This is a genomic window from Streptomyces sp. NPDC002206 (assembly GCF_053593595.1).
In genome coordinates this window covers 346,162-363,814 of sequence record NZ_JBSFCW010000003.1, presented here as the reverse complement: position 1 = coordinate 363,814, position 17,653 = coordinate 346,162, and the positions used below count along the sequence as shown (strand labels likewise).

The following is a 17,653-nucleotide window of genomic DNA, read 5'->3' as shown; positions in this document are numbered from 1 at the left end:
AACTCCCTTCTTCGGACACGCCACAGACCCCCCGCACGGAGGTCCGGGGGGCCTTCGGAGTTGAGGTGTCCGTCAGGAGAGCGTGGACACCGTCAGCTGGGAGATGGCGGTGAACTGCTGCAGATACCGGCCGCCGAGCAGCTCGGTCATGCGGTCGAAGCCCGTCTCGTCGAAGCCGAGGTTCACGACCTCGTCGACGCCGTCACCGTCCAGGTCGCCGGAGAAGTAGTTCCTGGCGCCCATCAAGGTGATCCTGCCGACGTCGGCAGGGTAGTTGTGGTCGGCCGTCAGGACGGACGGATCCCACAGGTCGAGGCCGGCCTCGACGCCACCGACGAGGAGGCGCCGTCCGCCCGGACCGGTGAGGAACCCGCCGGTGTTCGTCGTCGGCAGCGTGAAGATCGAGTAGTCCTTGCCGCCGGCCGCGAAGGTGCGGAACGACGCCGTCCCCGCGAGGACGAGACCCTCGGGCCCGGTGAAGAAGTTCCCCACCGTCCAGAGGCCTCCGGCCAGGCCCTGGTGGAGGACCTCGCCCGTGCGGCTGTCACGGATCTCGACGACCGTGCGCAGGCTGGAAGCATCCGGCGTGCCCTCGGCGGTGGTTGAGGTGACAGCGACCCAGGTGTAGACGACCGCGTGCCCGTCGGCGTACGGGATCTCCGGCGAGGTGAAGACACCGCGGTTCAGGACGGTTCCGTACAGCTTGCCGTCCACACTCGCGGCCGGGGCCTTCGGCGCGGCGGTCCAGCGTACGGTGCCCGTCTTGGCGTCGAGCGCGACACCGTCGACCGCGGGTGACTCCTTGTGGAGGGAGCCGGTGTTCGCGTACTGCGCGTACACCCGCCCCTCGCCCACTGCGAGGTCGCCGAAGACGACGCTGCCCGCGCTGTCGGGCGCACCGTACGTCCACAGCGCCGATCCGTCACCGCGGTAGGCCCGCACCTTGTCCGTCGGCACGACGATGTCGGCGCGCTTGTCGCCGTCGAGGTCGGCGACCGTCACGGAGCGGACGAATTGCCCGTCCCCGTCGATGCGTTCGATGACCTTGCCGGTGCGCCCGTCGAGGACCGCGACGGCCGTGTCGGCGGCCACCACGAAGTCGTCGTGGCCGTCGCCGTTGACGTCGCCCTTTTCGATCCCGTGCACCTGGCCGGGGACGGTGGCCTTCCACAGCAGCTTGGGCTTGCCCGCGGTCAGCGAGGGCCCGGAGTAGGCCCACACGCCGTTGGACTTGCCGCCGACGACCAGGTCGTTCTTCTTGTCGCCGTCGATGTCGGACGACTGCGCGGACGACAGGTCGCCCTGGAGCGGCAGGAGGCTCTGCTGCTTGCCGTTGCCGAACCCGTAGGTGCGGATGTTCTGGTTCTGGTCGACGGTGCGGATGTGCTGGCCGTCCGCGTCGCGGTAGACCTGGTTGAACATCGGCGAGGCGCCGATGCCCTTCTCCTGCCAGCGCACGTTGCCGCTGCCGGAGAACACGGTGAGCGAGGCGTACTGCCCGCCGCCGGGGTTCTCGGCGGTGTTCATGCCGGTGTCGTCCTGGGCGGCCGTGACGAGGCTGCCGTCGACGACGTCGAGGCTCCAGGCGCTCGGCCCGTCGTGGCCGTTGTCGGCGTCGCGCTTGACGGTGGAGGACCACAGCAGGCTGCCGGGGTCCGTGCCGTCCACGACCCGGACCGTGTTGGCGTTGATGTACAGCGTAGGGCTGAGCGTGGACTCGCTGACCACGTACTCGGACTTCCGGTCGCCCCGCAGATCACCCATCGTCATGTCGATGGGCAGCGCGTTGATCCGGGTGTCGAGCGTGGCGCGCTTGCCGTCGGCGAGGGAGTAGGAGTCCAGCTCGTACTTCACGCCGTCGTTGGGGTCGGACTGCTCCAGGGCCACGAGTCGTCCGCGCGTGGTGTCCAGGTGCAGCTGGCGCGAGTAGAGGGCGCTGTCCGTCTGCCACTTGACGGCGCCGTCCTCGGTGTCGAGCACCAGGGTGTGGCCGCGTCCCGCGGCGGTCGCGGTCTTGCGCTGGTTGTACGACGCGGCGACCAGTCCGCCGCCGAGGTCCTCCAGGGCGCCCCACGCCGTACCGGCGCGCACGCCCGTGTCGTACGTCCAGGTGGCGGAGGGGGTCAGCGCCCCGTCGGCGTACGAGAAGCGGATGCCCGAGACGGTGGCGGTGGCGGCGGCCGGGGAGTTGAGGTTGTAGTACGGCGCGTCCGTGACGACGAGCGTCCTGCCGACGAGCTTCACGTTGTAGGCGTACGCGTACAGCTTCGACCACAGCGTCCTGCCGGTCCTGCCGTCCAGGACCGTGACGAACGTGCCGTTGGGCAGCGAGGAGCCGGGAGAGGTGAAGGGGCGGTACGGGTTGACGCCCACGCTCGCCGAGAACACCACGTCGTCCACGCCGTCACCGGTCAGGTCGCCGGTCACGTACCCCTGGTCGGAGGCGGGCGTGAACGGGCTCACCGCGTTGTAGCCCATCACGATGCGCGCCGGGTAGGGCTCGACCTGCCAGGGCCGGGAGTTCTTGACCCCCCAGTCCGCGTACAGCGAGGCGTTGTCACGCCGCCACAGGGCGGTGCCGTCGGCCTTGCTGCGCTGGACGTTGCCGAGGCTGTGCAGGGTGAAGTAGTCGCCGCCCTTGCCCGCCGGGGCGGAGGCGGCCAGGCCGCGTACGCCTTCCACCGTGGACTTGGGGGAGATGGTCACGGCGGCGTCGGTACCGGCGTCCGTGCCGGTGCCTTCGTCCAGGTGGGAGCCCGAGTCCGTGCCCTGGCCCGGTCCGGAGGTGCCGGATCCGGTGTTCGCGCCCTGCGGGTCGATGGTCTCGCGGTCGGCATCCGCGTAGGCGTTCAGCTGGGCGTGGTCCGCCAGCTTCTCGGCCTGGCTGTCCGTGAGGGTGAGCAGGTTGTTGCCGTCGTCGGCGGCCAGCGCGGGCGGTGCGGCGCTCAGCGCCAGACCTGCCGCGACCAGTGCGGAGGCGAGCCGCAGCGCCCGCCGGGAGTTTGTTCTCATCACTTGGTCCCCTGCGCGATGCGGATGGCGGACCGGTCCCCCAGGACCGGCTCGTTGAAGGAGTACTGGAGGGCGTCGGTGCCGGCCTGGTTCTCGATGCCGACGGTCGCGCTCGCGCCGTTCTCGGGCGAGGCGGCGGACAGGCCCTGGTACTGGAAGGTGACGGAGCCGGTGGCCTCGTCGAAGACGGCCTCGAAGGAGACACGGGCCGAGGTGTTGTCGGCAAAGGCGGCGTTGTTCCAGACGACCGCGAACGTGCGGCTTCCGGCCGTGCCCGTGGTCGCGGTCTGCACGCTGGACTTCCTGTCCAGGGTCAGGTCGTCCCAGAAGGCGGCGACCGTGCCGTTGGGCTTGCCGGCCGACGGCAGCGCGACGTTGTCGTAGTCGCCGAGCCGCGGTTCGAGGAAGTTGATCAGGCCGTTGGTGGTGACGCTCGCGTGGGAGTAGGAGACGCCGTACAGCTTCACCGGGAAGGGCAGCGCGATCGTCTTCGCGTCCTCGTCGCCACTGAGCGCGACCTTGCTGCTGCCGCCGATCCAGGAGTACGTCGCCGGGGCGCAGCTGTTGCCTGCGGCGTCGGAACGGGCGGGCGCCTGGGCGGTCAGTGACTCGTCACCGTCCACGGTCAGCTTGCCGCTGTAGACGCCGTTGCACAGCACGGGCGCTGTGGGCGCGGCGGTCAGGGTGTACGAACCCTCGGCCACCTTCGGCAGGTTGAAGCGTCCGCTCGCGTCCGTGGTGACGGAGGCGACCGGAGTGCCGGTGACCTGGACGGTGGCCTTGGCGAGGGGCTTGCCGGTGACGTCCAGGACGGTGCCGGACACGGCGTGCGAGGCGACCGCGTCCATCGTGAAGTCCTTGGTGACCTGCTCGCCGGTGGCGACCGTGACACCGGACGAGGTGTCGTTCGCGTAGCCGTACCCGCTGAGAGCGAAGTCGTACGAGCCCGCCGGCAGGGTCAGCCGGTAGGAGCCGTCCGCCGAGGTCGTCACGGTGCGGGTCGAGGCGGACCCGGAGGCCTTCACGGTGACGCCGGAGAGCGCGGAGCCGCTTGCCCTGTCCGAGACCTTGCCGGTGACGACGGCCGCCGTGTGCGGGGCCTTGTCCACGGACGCGAAGATGTCGAGCTTGCCCTCGCCCCATACGTTGTTCGCGTCGGCGGTGCCGCCGCAGTGCGTGTCGTCGACGTCGACGGCGCCCTGGTTGAGCAGCGCGCGGGTCTCGTCGATGTTGCCGATGAGGGAGGGGGCTGACGACCAGAGCAGGGCGACGGCGCCCGCGACGTGCGGGGTCGCCATCGACGTACCGGATATGGCCCTGTACGTGTTGCCCGGCCAGGTGGAGCGGACGTTGACGCCCGGGGCCGAGATGTTCGGCTTCATCGAGCCGTCGAGCCTGGACGGGCCGAAGCCGGAGAAGCTCGCGATCTTCCCGTTCACGTCGTACGCGCCGACGCCGTACGCGGGCGCCTGCGAGCCCGGCGCGTGGCCGGTCGAGCAGGTCACGCCGTCGCCGTCGTTGCCGGAGGCGAACGCCTCGAAGATCCCGGCCGCGTTCCACGCCTCGACGATGTCCTGGTAGAAGGTCGTGTCACCGCCGCCCCAGGAGTTGTTGACGATGTCGGGGGCGAGATCGGGCCGCGGGTTCCGGCCGGTGTGGTCGGTCGGCGCGAGGATCCACTGGCCTGCCGCGAGCAGTGAGGAGTCCGAACAGGAGCTGGACTCACAGCCCTTGGCGGCGATCCACTTGGCGCCGGGCGCGACGCCGACGCCGCCCGCGCCGACCATGGTGCCCATGGTGTGTGTGCCGTGGCCGTTGTTGTCGCAGGGCGCCGACGTCGTGCACTGGCCCGTCGGGTCGTACCAGTTGTAGTCGTGCGTGAAGGAGCCGTCGCCGTTGTTGCCACGGTAGTTGCCGACGAGCGCCGGGTGGTCGTACTGGACGCCCGAGTCGACGTTGGCGATGACGATGCCCTCGCCCCGGTCGTCGTACTGGTCCCAGACCTGGTCGGCCTTGATGTCCTGGACGCCCCACTCGGCGGCGGAGGTGTCCGCGTCGGTGGCGGCGTCGGTCGCCTTCGACTCGGTCGTGTCGAGCGTGTAGGTGTGCTCCTTGACGATGCTCGCCACATCAGGGCGCTTCGCCAGGGCGTCGACGAGGTTCTCGCCGCCGGTCACCTTGAGCGCGTTGGCGATCCAGTACGACTCGTATCCGACCTTCTCCTTGTCGAGGAAGGACTGCAGCGGCTTCTGGCTCTTCTTCGCCTCGCTGCGCAGCGAGGCGAACGCCGACTTCGCCTTGGCCGCGTGGGACTTCTTGCCCTTGGCCGCGGACAGGTCCGCCTGGCTCTCGAGGACGACGAAGAAGGTCGACTCCTTGCCCTTCGCGACAGTGTCGAGAACGGCGGAGTCGACCTTGGCGGTGACGGGGCTCGGGTCCGCCGCGGACTGTGCGAATGCGGGTGCGGGGCCGGACAGTGCGGCTGTGGCCGTGATCGCGGCCGCAGCCCACACGGCGGTTCTGCGCCGCGGGGATCGGGGCAGATGCATCGGAGTGCTCCTCCATGGCTGGTACGGGGGAGCCCGCCGCGCTCCTGTTGTCAGGGGAAGTACGGGAGGGGGCGGGCTGATCCGGGACGCTAGGAGGAGGCCGTTACTGACGAATTACTGAACCGCGTGACGAACCCCGGGGGAATGGTCGGGCCGCACGTGACGGGCGTCTCTGGCGCCAAAAAACTAACGCCGCTAGTTTGGGGGCGGACGACATCGCCCGTACCCCTGCCCGGGAGGAAATGCCATGAAGGCCCACGACGGTATGTACATCGGCGGGGAGTGGCGCCCCGCAGCGGGCGCGGACACGATCGCGGTCGTGAACCCGGCGGACGAGCAGGTCATCGCCCATGTGCCGGCCGGAACCGCCGAGGACGTAGACGCCGCGGTACGGGCCGCCCGCGCCGCGTTCCCCGGCTGGGCCGCCACCCCGCCGGTCGAGCGTGCCGCACGGATCGCCGCCCTGCGCGACGTCCTGGTGGCCCGTCAGGACGAGATCGCAGCCACGATCACCGCCGAACTGGGCGCACCGCTCCAGCTGTCGCAGATGGTCCACGCGGGCGTGCCGATCCTGGTCGCCGGGTCCTTCGCCGAACTGGCCGCCTCGTACGCCTTCGAGGAGAAGCACGGCAACTCCACCGTCCTGCTGGAGCCCGTCGGTGTCGTCGGGGCGATCACCCCGTGGAACTACCCGCTGCACCAGATCGTCGCCAAGGTGGCTCCCGCACTCGCGGCAGGCTGCACGATCGTCCTCAAGCCCGCCGAGGACACCCCGCTGACCGCGCAGCTCTTCGCCGAGGCGACCGCGGAGGCCGGCCTGCCCGCCGGTGTCTTCAACCTGGTCACCGGTCTCGGCCCGGTCGCCGGACAGGCCCTGGCCGCGCACGAGGACGTCGACCTGGTCTCGTTCACCGGCTCCACCGCCGTCGGGAAGCAGATCGGCGCCACCGCGGGCGGCGCGGTCAAGCGCGTCGCGCTGGAGCTCGGCGGCAAGTCCGCCAACGTCATCCTGCCCTCGGCCGATCTGGTCAAGGCCGTCAACGTCGGCGTCGCCAACGTGATGTCCAACTCCGGCCAGACGTGCAGCGCCTGGACCCGGATGCTCGTCGACGCCGAGCGGTACGAGGAAGCCGTCGCTCTCGCCGCCGCGGCCGTCGCCAAATACGTGCCGGGGGAGCGGGTCGGTCCCGTCGTCAACGCGAAGCAGCGGGCCCGGGTGCGCGGTTACATCGAGAAGGGCATCGAGGAGGGCGCCCGCGTCGTCGCCGGCGGCCCCGAGGCGCCGCTCGCGACGGGGTACTACGTCAGCCCCACCGTGTTCGCCGATGTCACCCCGGAGATGACCATCGCCCAGGAGGAGATCTTCGGCCCGGTCATCTCGATCCTGAAGTACGAGGACGAGGACGACGCCCTCCGGATCGCCAACGGCACGGTGTACGGGCTCGCGGGCGCCGTCTGGGCCGCCGACGACGCGGAGGCCGTCGCCTTCGCCCGCCGGATGGACACCGGGCAGGTCGACATCAACGGCGGCCGGTTCAACCCGCTCGCCCCGTTCGGCGGCTACAAGCAGTCCGGCGTCGGCCGGGAGCTCGGTTCACACGGCCTCGGCGAGTACCTCCAGACCAAGTCCCTCCAGTTCTGAACCACCCCCCGATCACCCCCGATCAGCAAGGAGCCGGTCCGTGGTCCGCGCCGCCGTACTGCCCGCCGTCGGAGCTCCCCTGGAGGTCACCGACATCGAACTCCCGGAGCCCGGACCCGGCCAGGTGAGGATCCGTCTCGCCGCCGCCGGGGTCTGCCACTCCGATCTGTCGCTGTCCAACGGCACCATGCGGGTGCCCGTCCCCGCCGTCCTCGGCCACGAGGGAGCGGGCACCGTCCTCTCTGTCGGCGAGGGCGTCACGCATGTCGCGCCCGGCGACGGCGTCGTGCTCAACTGGGCGCCGTCCTGCGGCAGCTGCCACCACTGCGGGATCGGTGAGGTCTGGCTCTGCGCCGACGCCCTGACGGGTGCGGGCAACATCCACGCCCGTACCGCCGACGGCACCGAACTCCACCCCGGCCTGAACGTCGCGGCGTTCGCCCAGGAGACGGTCGTCGCCGCGAACTGTGTGCTTCCCGCCCCGGACGGCATCCCGCTGACCGAAGCCGCCCTGCTCGGCTGCGCGGTCCTCACCGGATACGGCGCCGTCCACCACAGTGCGCAGGTCCGGGCCGGCGAGACGGTCGTCGTCTTCGGTATCGGCGGCGTCGGGCTGGCCGTGCTCCAGTCCGCCCGCATCGCCGGAGCCTCGAAGATCATCGCCGTCGATGTCTCCCCGGAGAAGGAGGAGCTCGCCCGCCGGGCCGGCGCCACCGACTACGTCATCGCCTCCGACACCACGCCGCGCGCGATCCGCAGGCTCACCGGCGGACAGGGCGCGGACGTCGCCGTGGAGTGCGTCGGCCGGCCCGCGACCATCCGCGGCGCCTGGGACTCCACCCGGCGCGGCGGCCGCACCACCGTCGTCGGCATCGGCGGCAAGGACCAGCAGGTGACCTTCAATGCCCTGGAGATCTTCCACTGGGGCCGCTCGCTGACCGGCTGCGTCTACGGGAACAGCGACCCCGCTCGCGATCTGCCCGTGCTCGCCGAGCACATCCGGGCCGGCAGGTTCGACCTCGCCATGATGGTCACCGAACGGATCGCGCTGGACGGCATCCCGGCGGCCTTCGACAACATGATCGCGGGCAAGGGCGGCCGCGCCCTGGTGGTCTTCTAGCCGACGCCCGGAAGAGACCCCGGCCGCCCTCGGTGGCGGCCGGGGATTTCGGCATGCCCGGCCCCTCCTCGTCGCGGCCGTCCGAGTGTCATATGCAGGTAAAAACTGCTGCTGCGCGACCCGTTGACCCGCATACCGTCCGGTCAGTACGTTCCCCGGACCGGCGGATCAGCCCCGCCGGGCACCCCGTCCCCCGCACCCACCGGAGTGTGCACGCATGGACACGTCACCATCCGCCACCCCAGGCACCACCGATACCGTCCCGACCCCCACCGAGACGCGGGCCCGCCGCAAGGTGGCCACCGCCGCAGCGCTCGCATCCGCGGTGGAGTGGTACGACTACTTCGTTTTCGGCATCGCCGCAGCCCTGGTCCTGGGAGACCTCTACTTCCCCGCAGGCAGCGGCTCCGCCGGTGTCCTCGCCGCGTTCGCGACCTTTGCCGTGGGCTTCCTGGCCCGTCCGCTCGGCGGCATCATCGCGGGCCAGCTCGGCGACAAGCGTGGTCGCAAACCCATGCTGGTCCTCGCGCTCACCCTGATGGGCGTGGCCACCACGGGCATCGGCCTGCTTCCCACGTACGAGACGATCGGCATCGCCGCTCCGGTGCTGCTCGTCACCCTGCGCGTCGCCCAGGGCATCGCGGTCGGCGCCCAGTGGGGCGGCGCCATGCTGATGGCCACCGAATACGCCCCCGAGGGCAAGCGCGGCGTCTACGGAAGCCTCGTCCAACTCGGCGTTCCCATCGGTGTGGTGACCGCCAACACCGTCTTCCTCGCCGCAGGAGCCTTCACCAGCGACAGCGAGTTCGCCGCCTGGGGCTGGCGGCTGCCGTTCCTGGTCGGTCTGCTGGTGCTGGTCCTCGCCTGGTACATCCACACGCGCGTCGAGGAGACCCCCGAGTTCCGCGAGGCCGAGAAGGAACTGGCCGAGCAGGAGGCGAGCCGCTCCGCGCGCTCCCCGCTGCGCACCATCGTGCGGGAGCACCTCGGCACGGTCTTCCTCGCGGGCGGCTCGTTCGCCGTGAACACCGCGACCTTCTACATCATCATCACCGGCGTCCTGGACTACACGACCCGTGAGCTCGGCATGAAGCGCGAGGCCGTCCTCATGGTCTCGCTCTGCATCAGCCTCACCCAGCTCGTCCTGATACCGGCGTCGGCGGCGCTGTCCGACCGCATCGGGCGGCTGCGGATCTACGCGCTCGGGGCGGCCGGGCTCGCCGTGTGGGCGGTGCCGATGTTCCTGCTCATCGACACCGAGTCGCTGCTCTGGATGGCCGTCGGCACCTTCGTCACCAGCTGTTTCCTCAGCATCATGTACGGGCCGCAGGCGGCCTTGTTCGCCGAGCTGTTCACGGCCGAGATGCGTTACACCGGAGCCTCGCTCGGCTACCAGATCGCGGCGGTGTTCGGTGGTGGCCTCGCCCCGTTCGTGATGGTGCTGCTGCTGGAGGCGACGGGCACGTCGATGGCGGTGGCGGCCTACATCATCGGCCTGGCTGTCATCGCCCTTGTCTCCATCAAGGTCCTTGCGGGACGAGCGAGTTCAGGCTGATCGCGGCTCCCGGACCTGCTCCGGCTCCGGCACCGGTGCCTCCCCGACCGGTGCCGGAGCCGGAGCGCGCCGGACGGGAGGTGATGGCTGTGGACCCCCGCAACACCTCGCGGGGAGACGCCGACCGGCGTAACGGGAAACCCTCCCGCTCACGCGGGGGAGGAAGCGCGACGGTCACCGCACGGATCGCGCCGGACGGCATCCCGGCGGCCTTCGACAGCATGATCGCGGGCAGCAGCGGCCGCGCCCTCGTGGTGGTGTTCCGGCCCGGGCTCACGCCGTCGGCCCGGCCTCCGACCGGTGCGTGGTGAGCAGCCGGGCATCCATCTCGCCCTGCTCGAAGAGCCGGGAGGCCCGACCCACGATCAGCGGGTCCGGCTCGCGGACCACCGTCGTGTCCTTGTCCGGGTAGTCGAAGCGGTGCAGCACATGCCGGATCGCCTCCAGCCTGGCCCGCTTCTTGTCGTTGCTCTTCACCACGGTCCAGGGCGCGTCCGCCGTGTCCGTGTGGAACAGCATCACCTCCTTGGCCTCCGTGTATGCGTCCCACTTGTCCAGCGAGGCGAGGTCGACCGGGCTCAGCTTCCACTGCCGCACCGGGTCGATCTGGCGGATCATGAACCGGTTGCGCTGCTCGTTGCGGGAGACGGAGAACCAGAATTTCACCAGGTGGATGCCGTCCCGGGCGAGCATCCGCTCGAAGCCCGGTGCCTGGTGCATGAATTCGAGGTACTCGCGCGTCGTGCAGAACCCCATCACCCGCTCCACACCTGCCCGGTTGTACCAGGAACGGTCGAAGAGCACGATCTCCCCGGCGCTCGGCAGATGTGCCGTGTACCGCTGGAAGTACCACTGGGTGCGTTCGCGTTCGGTGGGCTTCTCCAGCGCCACGACCCGTGCGCCACGCGGGTTGAGGTGCTCGGTGAAGCGGTTGATGGTGCCGCCCTTGCCGGCCGCGTCGCGCCCCTCGAAGAGAATGACCAGCCGCTCGTTGCGCTCCTTCACCCAGTGCTGGAACTTGAGCAGCTCGATCTGCAGCGCGCGCTTGTCCTTCTCGTATGCCTTCCGGCCGAGCTTGTAGGTGTACGGATAGTCCTCGCGCCAGGCGTCGCGCGCCCGCCCGTCGGGCATCACCAGGACCGGATCGTCGTCCCCGCTGTCGGTCACGCCGAAGGCTTCGAGCTCGGCGCCGCCGTGCCGTGCCGCCCAGGCGAGGGCGGCCTCCCTGTGGTCAGCGTCGTCGGCAGCCTTGCTCCTCTTCTTCCGTTTCCTGCGGCTGCTCGGATCCTTGGCGCTCCGGGTCATGACGGCGTCCCTCCACCGGCTGTGCCCGACTCTTTCGGGTGCGTCCAGTCTGCGGACGCTTCCGGGAGACCGCCACCCCGGCCAGACAGAGCAGGCCGCCGCCGACCGTGAGCAGTGCGGGCACCTCGCCGAGCAGCAGCCACGACATCAGTACCACCAGCGCGGGGACGGCATATGTGGTGGCGCCCATCCGTCCCGCAGTGGTGCGGGCGAGCGCATAGGCCCAGGTGGTGAAGGCCAGGGCGGTCGGGAAGATGCCCAGATAGACCATGTTCAGCGTCGCGGACACCGGGGCGTCGGCCGCCTCGGAGACCAGCACACCGGAGAACGGCAGACAGGCGACCGTACCGACCATGCAGCCGAACGCGGTGATCTGCAGCGCCGAGCCGTGCCGCAGTGCCGGCTTCTGGGCGACCACCCCGCCCGCGTACGCCATCGCCGCCAGCAGGCAGAGGACCACCCCGAGCACCGACGAACTCCCGTGTCCCGACATGGAGAGACCGACCACCGCGGCGCCCGCGAACGACACGGCCATCCCTGTCAGCAGTCTGCGCGGCAGCCCCTCGCCCAGCAGCCGGGCGCCGAGCAGTGCGATCAGGATCGGGCCGATGTTCACGACCATGGCGGCCGTGCCCGCGTCGACCTCCTGCTCGCCCCAGTTGAGCACCACCATGTAGAGCCCGAACCAGAGCACCCCGGACGTGACGATGCCCGGCCACGCCGCCCTGGACGGCAGCCCCTCGCGGCGTACGAGAAGGATCGCGCCGAGCGTCAGCGAACCCGCGAGCAGCCGGCCGAGCGCGAGCGCACCGGGCGAGTAGGACTCACCGGCACTGCGGATGGAGACAAAGGCGGAGGCCCACAGCACCACGGTGGTGCCGGCCGCGGCGATCGCCCGCCGGTCGCGGCCCGCGGGCGCGGTGGCGGGCGCGGCGGAGGCGGGTATGGGTGTCGTCATGGGCCCGACTCTAAACGGGGAACGGTTCGGCCCTCACCGAATTGTTTCCGGCTCGATTCCGAGCAGCTCGCGCAGCGCCCGCTCCCCGTCCCCGGTCGCCTTCACCGCCCGCCCGGACCCGATCCTCACGCACCAGCCGGCGTCCAGGGCGTGCCTGCACAGTGCGGCGCCCGCGACCCCTGCCAGATGCGGCCTGCGCTCCGTCCAGTCCAGACAGCTGCGTACGAGGGGACGCCGCGTCCCGGTGTCCAGCCCGATGCCCAGCTCCGCGAACCAGCCGAGACCCGTGTCGGTGAGCGCGAAGCCGGTGTCCTGCCGCAGCAGCCCCCGCACGGTCATCGCGTCCGCGATCGCGATGCCGATCCGGCCGGCGAGATGGTCGTAACAGGTGCGTCCGCGGGCCAGTGCGCTGCTCGTGCTTGCCGCCCGCAGGGTCTGTGGCCGCTCCCCGTCACCGGGTGCGGCCCGGGCGGCGAGATCCTCGACGAGATGGGCGGTCCGTTCGTCGGCGAGCCGCACATAACGGTGGCGGCCCTGCCGCTCCTCGGTGAGCAGGCCCCCGGCGATCAGCTTCCCCAGGTGTTCGCTGGCGGTCGACGGCGCCACCGACGCGTACCGCGCCAGCTCCCCCGCCGTCCAGGCGCGGCCGTCGAGCAGGGCCAGACAGAAGGAGGCGCGGGTCTCGTCGGCGAGGAGGGCGGCCAGGGCGGCGAGGCGGGGTGCGGCCGGGTCGTGGGGTGCCATGCGTGCCATGTACCCAGGATGCGTCAGGAATGCTTCGGCGCCGGCCGAACCGTGCCCGCGGCCTGCCCCTGCTCGTACTGCAGGGCGAGGCCGTCGAGCAACGCCCGCAGCCCGGTCTCGAACGCGCCCTCGTCGACCTGCTGACGGCGGTCGGCCAGCAGATGGGCCTGGCCGAGGTGCGGATAGTCGGCGGGGTCGTACGCCGTCTCGTCGTCGACGAAGCCGCGCGCGAACGAGCCCAGTGCCGAGCCGGTGATGAAGTACCGCATCAGTGCGCCGATGTATGTGGCCTGGGCGGGCGGCCAGCCGGCGCGGACCATCGCACCGAAGGCCGCGTCGGCGACCCGCAGCCCGGCCGGACGGCGGCCGGGGCCCTGGGCCAGCACCGGGACGATGTGCGGGTGCTCGGCGAGCGCCGCACGATAGGAGACCGCCCAGTCGTGCAGGGCGGCTCGCCAGTCGCGGCCGTCGGACTCGTCGAACATCGACAGATCGACCTGAGCGGAGACGGCGTCCGCGACCGCGTCCAGGATCTCGTCCTTGTTGCGGAAGTGGTTGTAGAGCGAGGGTCCGCTGACCCCGAGTTCGGCCGCGAGCCGGCGGGTGGAGACGGCGTCGAGCCCCTCGGCGTCCACGAGCGCGCTCGCCGCCTCGACGATGCGGTCTCTGCTGAGGAGGGGCTTGCGCGGTCGGGCCATGCGGCACATAGTAGGGCCTGCGAACGGAAAACTAGCAGTGCTAATTAAAAGTGGGAGAACCGAAGGATGAACCTGGAGCTCAGCGAGGAGCAGGAAGCCGTCCGGCAGCTCGCCAAGGACTTCGTCGCCCGCGAGATCACGCCGCATGTCGTCGAATGGGACCGCGCCGAGAATGTCGACAGGTCGATCGTCAAGAAGCTGGGCTCCCTCGGCTTCCTCGGACTGACCGTCCCCGAGGAGTACGGCGGCTCGGGCGGCGATCACCTGGCGTACTGTCTGGTCACCGAGGAACTCGGCCGCGGCGACTCCTCGGTCCGCGGCATCGTCTCGGTCTCCCTGGGTCTGGTCGCCAAGACCATCGCCACCTGGGGCGACGAGGAGCAGAAGCGGCAGTGGCTGCCCCGGCTCACCGCGGGCGAGGCGATCGGCTGCTTCGGCCTCACCGAGCCCGGCACCGGCTCGGACGCCGGGAACCTGACGACGAAGGCCGTCCGCGACGGCGACTCGTACGTCATCAACGGCACCAAGATGTTCATCACCAACGGCACCTGGGCCGACGTCGTACTGCTCTTCGCCCGCACCGGCGACACCCCCGGCCACAAGGGCATATCCGCCTTCCTGGTGCCCACCGACACCCCCGGCCTCACCCGCCGCACCATCCACGGCAAGCTCGGTCTGCGCGGCCAGGCCACTGCCGAAGTGGTTCTGGAGGACGTCCGCGTCCCCGCCGCCACGCTCCTGGGCCCCGAGGGCAAGGGCTTCTCCGTCGCCATGTCCGCGCTCGCCAAGGGCCGGATGTCGGTCGCGGCCGGCTGCGTCGGCATAGCGCAGGCCGCCCTCGACGCCGCCGTGGGCTACGCGGGCGAACGCGAGCAGTTCGGCAAGTCCATCGCGAGCTACCAGCTCGTCCAGGAACTGATCAGCGACATCGCGGTGGACGTGGACGCCGCCCGGCTGCTGACCTGGCGGGTCGCCGACCTGATCGACCGCGGCGAGGACTTCGCCACCGCGGCGTCCAAGGCGAAGCTCTTCGCCTCCGAGGCCGCCGTCCGCGCAGCGAACAACGCCCTCCAGGTCTTCGGCGGCTACGGCTACATCGACGAGTACCCGGTCGGCAAGCTGCTGCGCGACGCCCGTGTGATGACGCTCTACGAAGGCACCAGCCAGATCCAGAAGCTGATCATCGGCCGTGCGCTGACGGGTGTCTCCGCCTTCTGAGCCGTCTCACCCGAACGGGCGTCTGAGTACCGGACTGAGTACGGGGTCGGATGTGCCGGGCGCCGCAGCGGCCGATGCTGTCCCTCATGAGTGAGACGACATCGGTCAAGCAGCAGAGCACCGCGGCCTTCTACGGACAGGCCGTCGCATCCTTCGGGGTGGCGATGGGCGCGGTGACCCTCGGCATCTACTTCCTCGACGCGAACGCCTGGGTGCGGGGGTTCCTCGCCGTCGGCGTCCTCTATCTCGTCACGTCCTGCTTCACCCTCGCCAAGGTCATCCGGGACCGCCAGGAGGCGGGGCAGCTCATCAGCCGGGTCGACCAGGCCCGGCTGGAGAAGATCCTCGCCGAGCACGACCCCTTCCAGAAGCTCTGACGCCCTCAGCCGCCGGACCCCTAAGCGCTTGCTCAGGTTCGGGGTATGGTGTGCGTCCTGGTGAATGGAAGGGGTCAGTGACGATGAGCACGGCGGAGGATACCGGCGGCGACAGTACGCCGTGGGGCGAGGTGACGCCCGAGGCGGCCAGACGGCTCCTCGTCGCGGCCGTCGATGCCTTCGCCGAGCGCGGGTACCACGCGACCACCACCCGTGACATCGCGGGCCGCGCCGGGATGAGCCCCGCCGCGCTCTACATCCACTACAAGACGAAGGAAGAGCTGCTCCACCGGATCAGCAGGATCGGTCACGACCGGGCCCTGCTGCTTCTGGAGACGGCCGCGGACAGCGAAGGCACGGCGTCCGAGCGGCTCGCCCACGCCGTGCGGTCCTTCGTCCGCTGGCACGCGGAAGGGCACACCACCGCCCGCGTGGTCCAGTACGAACTCGATGCCCTCGGCCCGGAGCACCGCACCGAGATCGTCGCGCTGCGGCGCAAGAGTGACGCGGTGATCCGCCGGATCATCAGTGAAGGCGTGGAGGCGGGGGAGTTCGACGTCCCCGACATCCCGGGCACCACGCTGGCCGTGCTCTCGCTATGCATCGATGTGGCGCGCTGGTTCAGCGCGCAGGGGAGCCGGACGCCCGACGAGGTCGGCGCGCTCTACGCCGACCTCGTCCTGCGGATGGTCGCGGCCCAGCGGTAGCGCGACCGGGTGCCGCTCCGCGGGCTCAGAAGTAGTAGCGCGACACCGACTCGGCGACGCAGACCGGCTTGTCGCCACCCTCGCGCTCGACCGTGACGACGGCGGTGACCTGGACGCCGCCACCCGCCTCCTCGACGCTCTGGAGGGCGGCCGTCGCCCGCAGTCGCGAGCCCACCGGCACGGTGGCCGGGAAACGGACCTTGTTGGTGCCGTAGTTGATGCCCATCTTCATGCCTTCGACCCGCATGATCTGCGGGACCAGCGCCGGAAGCAGCGAGAGCGTGAGATAGCCGTGCGCGATCGTCGTGCCGAACGGGCCGGCCGCGGCCCGCTCCGGGTCCACATGGATCCACTGGTGGTCCCCGGTGGCATCGGCGAAGAGATCGACCCGCTTCTGGTCGATCTCCAGCCAGTCGCTGTGCCCCAGCTGCTCGCCCACCCCGTCGCGCAACTCCTGCGCGGACGTGAAGATCCTCGGCTCTGCCATGTCCCTGGTCCTGCCTTCCCGCTCTCGACCGTGCATCGTCATGCATCCGTCATTCATCGCTACTGTCTAAGCGCTTGCTCAGCATGGTTGGGCGTGACGTTCCTGTCAACGACGGACCGGCCCGGAGGAGTGCACGTAGGGTTCGAGGGGTGCCCCAGATCCCACAGACACTCCATGAACTCACGGTCGGCCAGCTCTCCGCGCGCAGCGGCGCCGCCGTTTCGGCCCTGCACTTCTACGAGGCCAAGGGCCTGATCAGCAGCCGCCGCACCAGTGGTAACCAGCGCCGCTACAGCAGGGATGCGCTGCGCCGGGTCGCCTTCGTCCGTGCGGCGCAACGGGTCGGCATACCGCTGGCCACGATCCGCGACGCGCTGGCCGAGCTCCCGGAGGAGCGCACCCCGAACCGCGACGACTGGGCGCGGCTGTCCGAGGCGTGGCGCTCCGAACTCGACGAGCGGATCAAGCAGCTGGGCCGGCTGCGCGACCATCTCACCGACTGCATCGGCTGCGGCTGTCTGTCGTTGGAGACATGTGTGCTCTCCAACCCGAACGACATCTCCGGGGACACGATCAGCGGCTCCCGGCTGATGCCGGAGCGCCGGTCGGCGGGCTGCCCGTAGGCGAGTCGCGGGCCGGGGCGGAGCGGGCGCTCCTCATGCCGCGGACGTCAGGTTCCTGGCCCGTATGCGCCGCGCTCTCGCCAGCGCCCCCGGCGTGAGCACGGGCTGCGGCACCACGATCCCGCAGCCCGTGCATACCGGCCCCGACCACGGCTCGTGGCTGAGCTCTTGGCGCCAGGCGATCCCGGTCCCCGCGCACACCGGGCAGGCCGTGCCCGGCTCCGACTCCAGAGCGGCGATCAGCCGGCCCAGCACCTGGCCCAGCGGCGCGGACGGATGGACCGCCGGATCGTCGCAGCGCGCCACCCCGTTCCCGCCCCAGGTGCGCCGGTGCCAGTCGTCGAACGCGCCCGGCCGGCGCAGCCCTTCGTGCTTCTCCCGCCTGCGGCGCTCGGCGAACCCCGCCTCGTACCCCAGCCAGACGGCCCGGGCCTCCTCCAGCTCCTCCAGTGCGTGCACCAGCCGCACCGGGTCGGGGGCCCGGTCCTCGGGCTCGATCCAGTGCCGGGCACACAGATGGTGCCAGGTCGCCCGGTGACCGTAGGGGGCGAACCTCTCCAGGCACTTGCGCAGCGAGTACCGCCGCAGCGCCAGGTCACTTCGCGGATCGCGGACCTGTCTCGCAAGACTGCGGAAACCGGCCATCGAACTGCCACCT

General features: G+C 70.6%; 15 protein-coding genes. 7 read left to right on the top strand and 8 right to left on the bottom strand.

Annotated features, from left to right (window positions below; all coding sequences use genetic code 11):
- Nucleotides 1-72 precede the first annotated feature (72 nt).
- Both ACWCP8_RS09780 and ACWCP8_RS09775 read right to left on the bottom strand, forming a co-directional pair.
- Entirely contained in the window at nt 73-3,012 is a 2,940-nt protein-coding gene (locus tag ACWCP8_RS09780) for an FG-GAP repeat domain-containing protein (RefSeq protein ID WP_451115174.1), read from the bottom strand.
- Nucleotides 3,012-5,561 carry a S8 family serine peptidase gene (locus ACWCP8_RS09775; RefSeq protein ID WP_451115172.1) on the bottom strand — a complete coding sequence of 850 codons (2,550 nt, stop codon included), beginning with the start codon at nt 5,559-5,561 and terminating at the stop codon, nt 3,012-3,014. The genes ACWCP8_RS09780 and ACWCP8_RS09775 overlap by 1 nt, the downstream gene beginning before the upstream one ends.
- Nucleotides 5,562-5,808: 247 nt before the next feature.
- Between ACWCP8_RS09775 and ACWCP8_RS09770 the strand changes: the two genes are divergently transcribed.
- From ACWCP8_RS09770 to ACWCP8_RS09760, 3 genes are all read left to right on the top strand, one after another.
- Complete coding sequence (locus ACWCP8_RS09770; RefSeq protein ID WP_451115170.1) at nt 5,809-7,203, top strand: aldehyde dehydrogenase family protein; 1,395 nt, start codon at nt 5,809-5,811, stop codon at nt 7,201-7,203.
- Nucleotides 7,204-7,243: 40 nt separating this feature from the next.
- Nucleotides 7,244-8,323 carry a Zn-dependent alcohol dehydrogenase gene (locus ACWCP8_RS09765; RefSeq protein ID WP_451115168.1) on the top strand — a complete coding sequence of 360 codons (1,080 nt, stop codon included), beginning with the start codon at nt 7,244-7,246 and terminating at the stop codon, nt 8,321-8,323.
- Nucleotides 8,324-8,540: 217 nt separating this feature from the next.
- Nucleotides 8,541-9,878 carry an MFS transporter gene (locus ACWCP8_RS09760; protein ID WP_356002810.1) on the top strand — a complete coding sequence of 446 codons (1,338 nt, stop codon included), beginning with the start codon at nt 8,541-8,543 and terminating at the stop codon, nt 9,876-9,878.
- A 273-nt stretch (nt 9,879-10,151) separates the two neighbouring features.
- On the opposite strand, the gene ppk2 is transcribed toward ACWCP8_RS09760, so the two are convergent.
- From ppk2 to ACWCP8_RS09740, 4 genes are read right to left on the bottom strand one after another with little or no spacing between them, the layout of a single operon-like run.
- Nucleotides 10,152-11,183 carry a polyphosphate kinase 2 gene (gene ppk2 / locus ACWCP8_RS09755; protein ID WP_330243995.1) on the bottom strand — a complete coding sequence of 344 codons (1,032 nt, stop codon included), beginning with the start codon at nt 11,181-11,183 and terminating at the stop codon, nt 10,152-10,154.
- Entirely contained in the window at nt 11,110-12,141 is a 1,032-nt protein-coding gene (locus tag ACWCP8_RS09750; RefSeq protein WP_352266509.1) for a DMT family transporter, read from the bottom strand. Before ACWCP8_RS09750 ends, ppk2 begins: the two co-directional genes overlap by 74 nt.
- Before the next feature lie 33 nt (nt 12,142-12,174).
- The gene (locus tag ACWCP8_RS09745) at nt 12,175-12,894 is read right to left on the bottom strand and encodes an ArsR/SmtB family transcription factor (RefSeq protein ID WP_326602746.1); all 720 of its coding nucleotides are present in this window, start codon (nt 12,892-12,894) and stop codon (nt 12,175-12,177) included.
- 14 nt (nt 12,895-12,908) lie between these two features.
- Nucleotides 12,909-13,583, bottom strand: a complete 675-nt coding sequence (locus ACWCP8_RS09740) for a TetR/AcrR family transcriptional regulator (RefSeq protein WP_451115165.1) — start codon at nt 13,581-13,583, stop codon at nt 12,909-12,911.
- 66 nt (nt 13,584-13,649) lie between these two features.
- Between ACWCP8_RS09740 and ACWCP8_RS09735 the strand changes: the two genes are divergently transcribed.
- From ACWCP8_RS09735 to ACWCP8_RS09725, 3 genes are all read left to right on the top strand, one after another.
- Nucleotides 13,650-14,801 (top strand): acyl-CoA dehydrogenase family protein, encoded by a 1,152-nt coding sequence (locus ACWCP8_RS09735; protein ID WP_352266507.1) that lies wholly within the window; start codon nt 13,650-13,652, stop codon nt 14,799-14,801.
- 86 nt (nt 14,802-14,887) lie between these two features.
- Nucleotides 14,888-15,178, top strand: a complete 291-nt coding sequence (locus tag ACWCP8_RS09730; protein WP_267006001.1) for a YiaA/YiaB family inner membrane protein — start codon at nt 14,888-14,890, stop codon at nt 15,176-15,178.
- Between the two features lie 83 nt (nt 15,179-15,261).
- Nucleotides 15,262-15,885 carry a TetR/AcrR family transcriptional regulator gene (locus ACWCP8_RS09725; RefSeq protein WP_267006002.1) on the top strand — a complete coding sequence of 208 codons (624 nt, stop codon included), beginning with the start codon at nt 15,262-15,264 and terminating at the stop codon, nt 15,883-15,885.
- A gap of 25 nt (nt 15,886-15,910) precedes the next feature.
- Here ACWCP8_RS09725 and ACWCP8_RS09720 read toward each other — a convergent pair whose 3' ends face one another.
- Nucleotides 15,911-16,372: a MaoC family dehydratase gene (locus tag ACWCP8_RS09720; RefSeq protein ID WP_352266506.1), complete on the bottom strand. Its 462-nt coding sequence runs from the start codon at nt 16,370-16,372 to the stop codon at nt 15,911-15,913.
- Nucleotides 16,373-16,521: 149 nt separating this feature from the next.
- Here ACWCP8_RS09720 and soxR point away from each other — a divergent pair, with 149 nt between their 5' ends.
- Entirely contained in the window at nt 16,522-16,995 is a 474-nt protein-coding gene (soxR, locus tag ACWCP8_RS09715) for a redox-sensitive transcriptional activator SoxR (protein WP_352266505.1), read from the top strand.
- A gap of 33 nt (nt 16,996-17,028) precedes the next feature.
- Here soxR and ACWCP8_RS09710 read toward each other — a convergent pair whose 3' ends face one another.
- Nucleotides 17,029-17,640 carry a hypothetical protein gene (locus ACWCP8_RS09710; RefSeq protein ID WP_356005403.1) on the bottom strand — a complete coding sequence of 204 codons (612 nt, stop codon included), beginning with the start codon at nt 17,638-17,640 and terminating at the stop codon, nt 17,029-17,031.
- Between the last annotated feature and the right edge of the window lie 13 nt (nt 17,641-17,653).

Excerpts from the sequence above, each read along its gene's own strand:
- ACWCP8_RS09780 (WP_451115174.1), bottom strand. The coding sequence starts at position 3,012 with ATGAGAACAAACTCCCGGCGGGCGCTGCGGCTCGCCTCCGCACTGGTC.
- ACWCP8_RS09775 (WP_451115172.1), bottom strand. The coding sequence starts at position 5,561 with ATGCATCTGCCCCGATCCCCGCGGCGCAGAACCGCCGTGTGGGCTGCG.
- ACWCP8_RS09770 (WP_451115170.1), top strand. The coding sequence starts at position 5,809 with ATGAAGGCCCACGACGGTATGTACATCGGCGGGGAGTGGCGCCCCGCA.
- ACWCP8_RS09760 (WP_356002810.1), top strand. The coding sequence starts at position 8,541 with ATGGACACGTCACCATCCGCCACCCCAGGCACCACCGATACCGTCCCG.
- ppk2 (WP_330243995.1), bottom strand. The coding sequence starts at position 11,183 with ATGACCCGGAGCGCCAAGGATCCGAGCAGCCGCAGGAAACGGAAGAAG.
- ACWCP8_RS09750 (WP_352266509.1), bottom strand. The coding sequence starts at position 12,141 with ATGACGACACCCATACCCGCCTCCGCCGCGCCCGCCACCGCGCCCGCG.
- ACWCP8_RS09745 (WP_326602746.1), bottom strand. The coding sequence starts at position 12,894 with ATGGCACGCATGGCACCCCACGACCCGGCCGCACCCCGCCTCGCCGCC.
- ACWCP8_RS09740 (WP_451115165.1), bottom strand. The coding sequence starts at position 13,583 with ATGGCCCGACCGCGCAAGCCCCTCCTCAGCAGAGACCGCATCGTCGAG.
- ACWCP8_RS09735 (WP_352266507.1), top strand. The coding sequence starts at position 13,650 with ATGAACCTGGAGCTCAGCGAGGAGCAGGAAGCCGTCCGGCAGCTCGCC.
- ACWCP8_RS09730 (WP_267006001.1), top strand. The coding sequence starts at position 14,888 with ATGAGTGAGACGACATCGGTCAAGCAGCAGAGCACCGCGGCCTTCTAC.
- ACWCP8_RS09725 (WP_267006002.1), top strand. The coding sequence starts at position 15,262 with ATGAGCACGGCGGAGGATACCGGCGGCGACAGTACGCCGTGGGGCGAG.
- ACWCP8_RS09720 (WP_352266506.1), bottom strand. The coding sequence starts at position 16,372 with ATGGCAGAGCCGAGGATCTTCACGTCCGCGCAGGAGTTGCGCGACGGG.
- ACWCP8_RS09710 (WP_356005403.1), bottom strand. The coding sequence starts at position 17,640 with ATGGCCGGTTTCCGCAGTCTTGCGAGACAGGTCCGCGATCCGCGAAGT.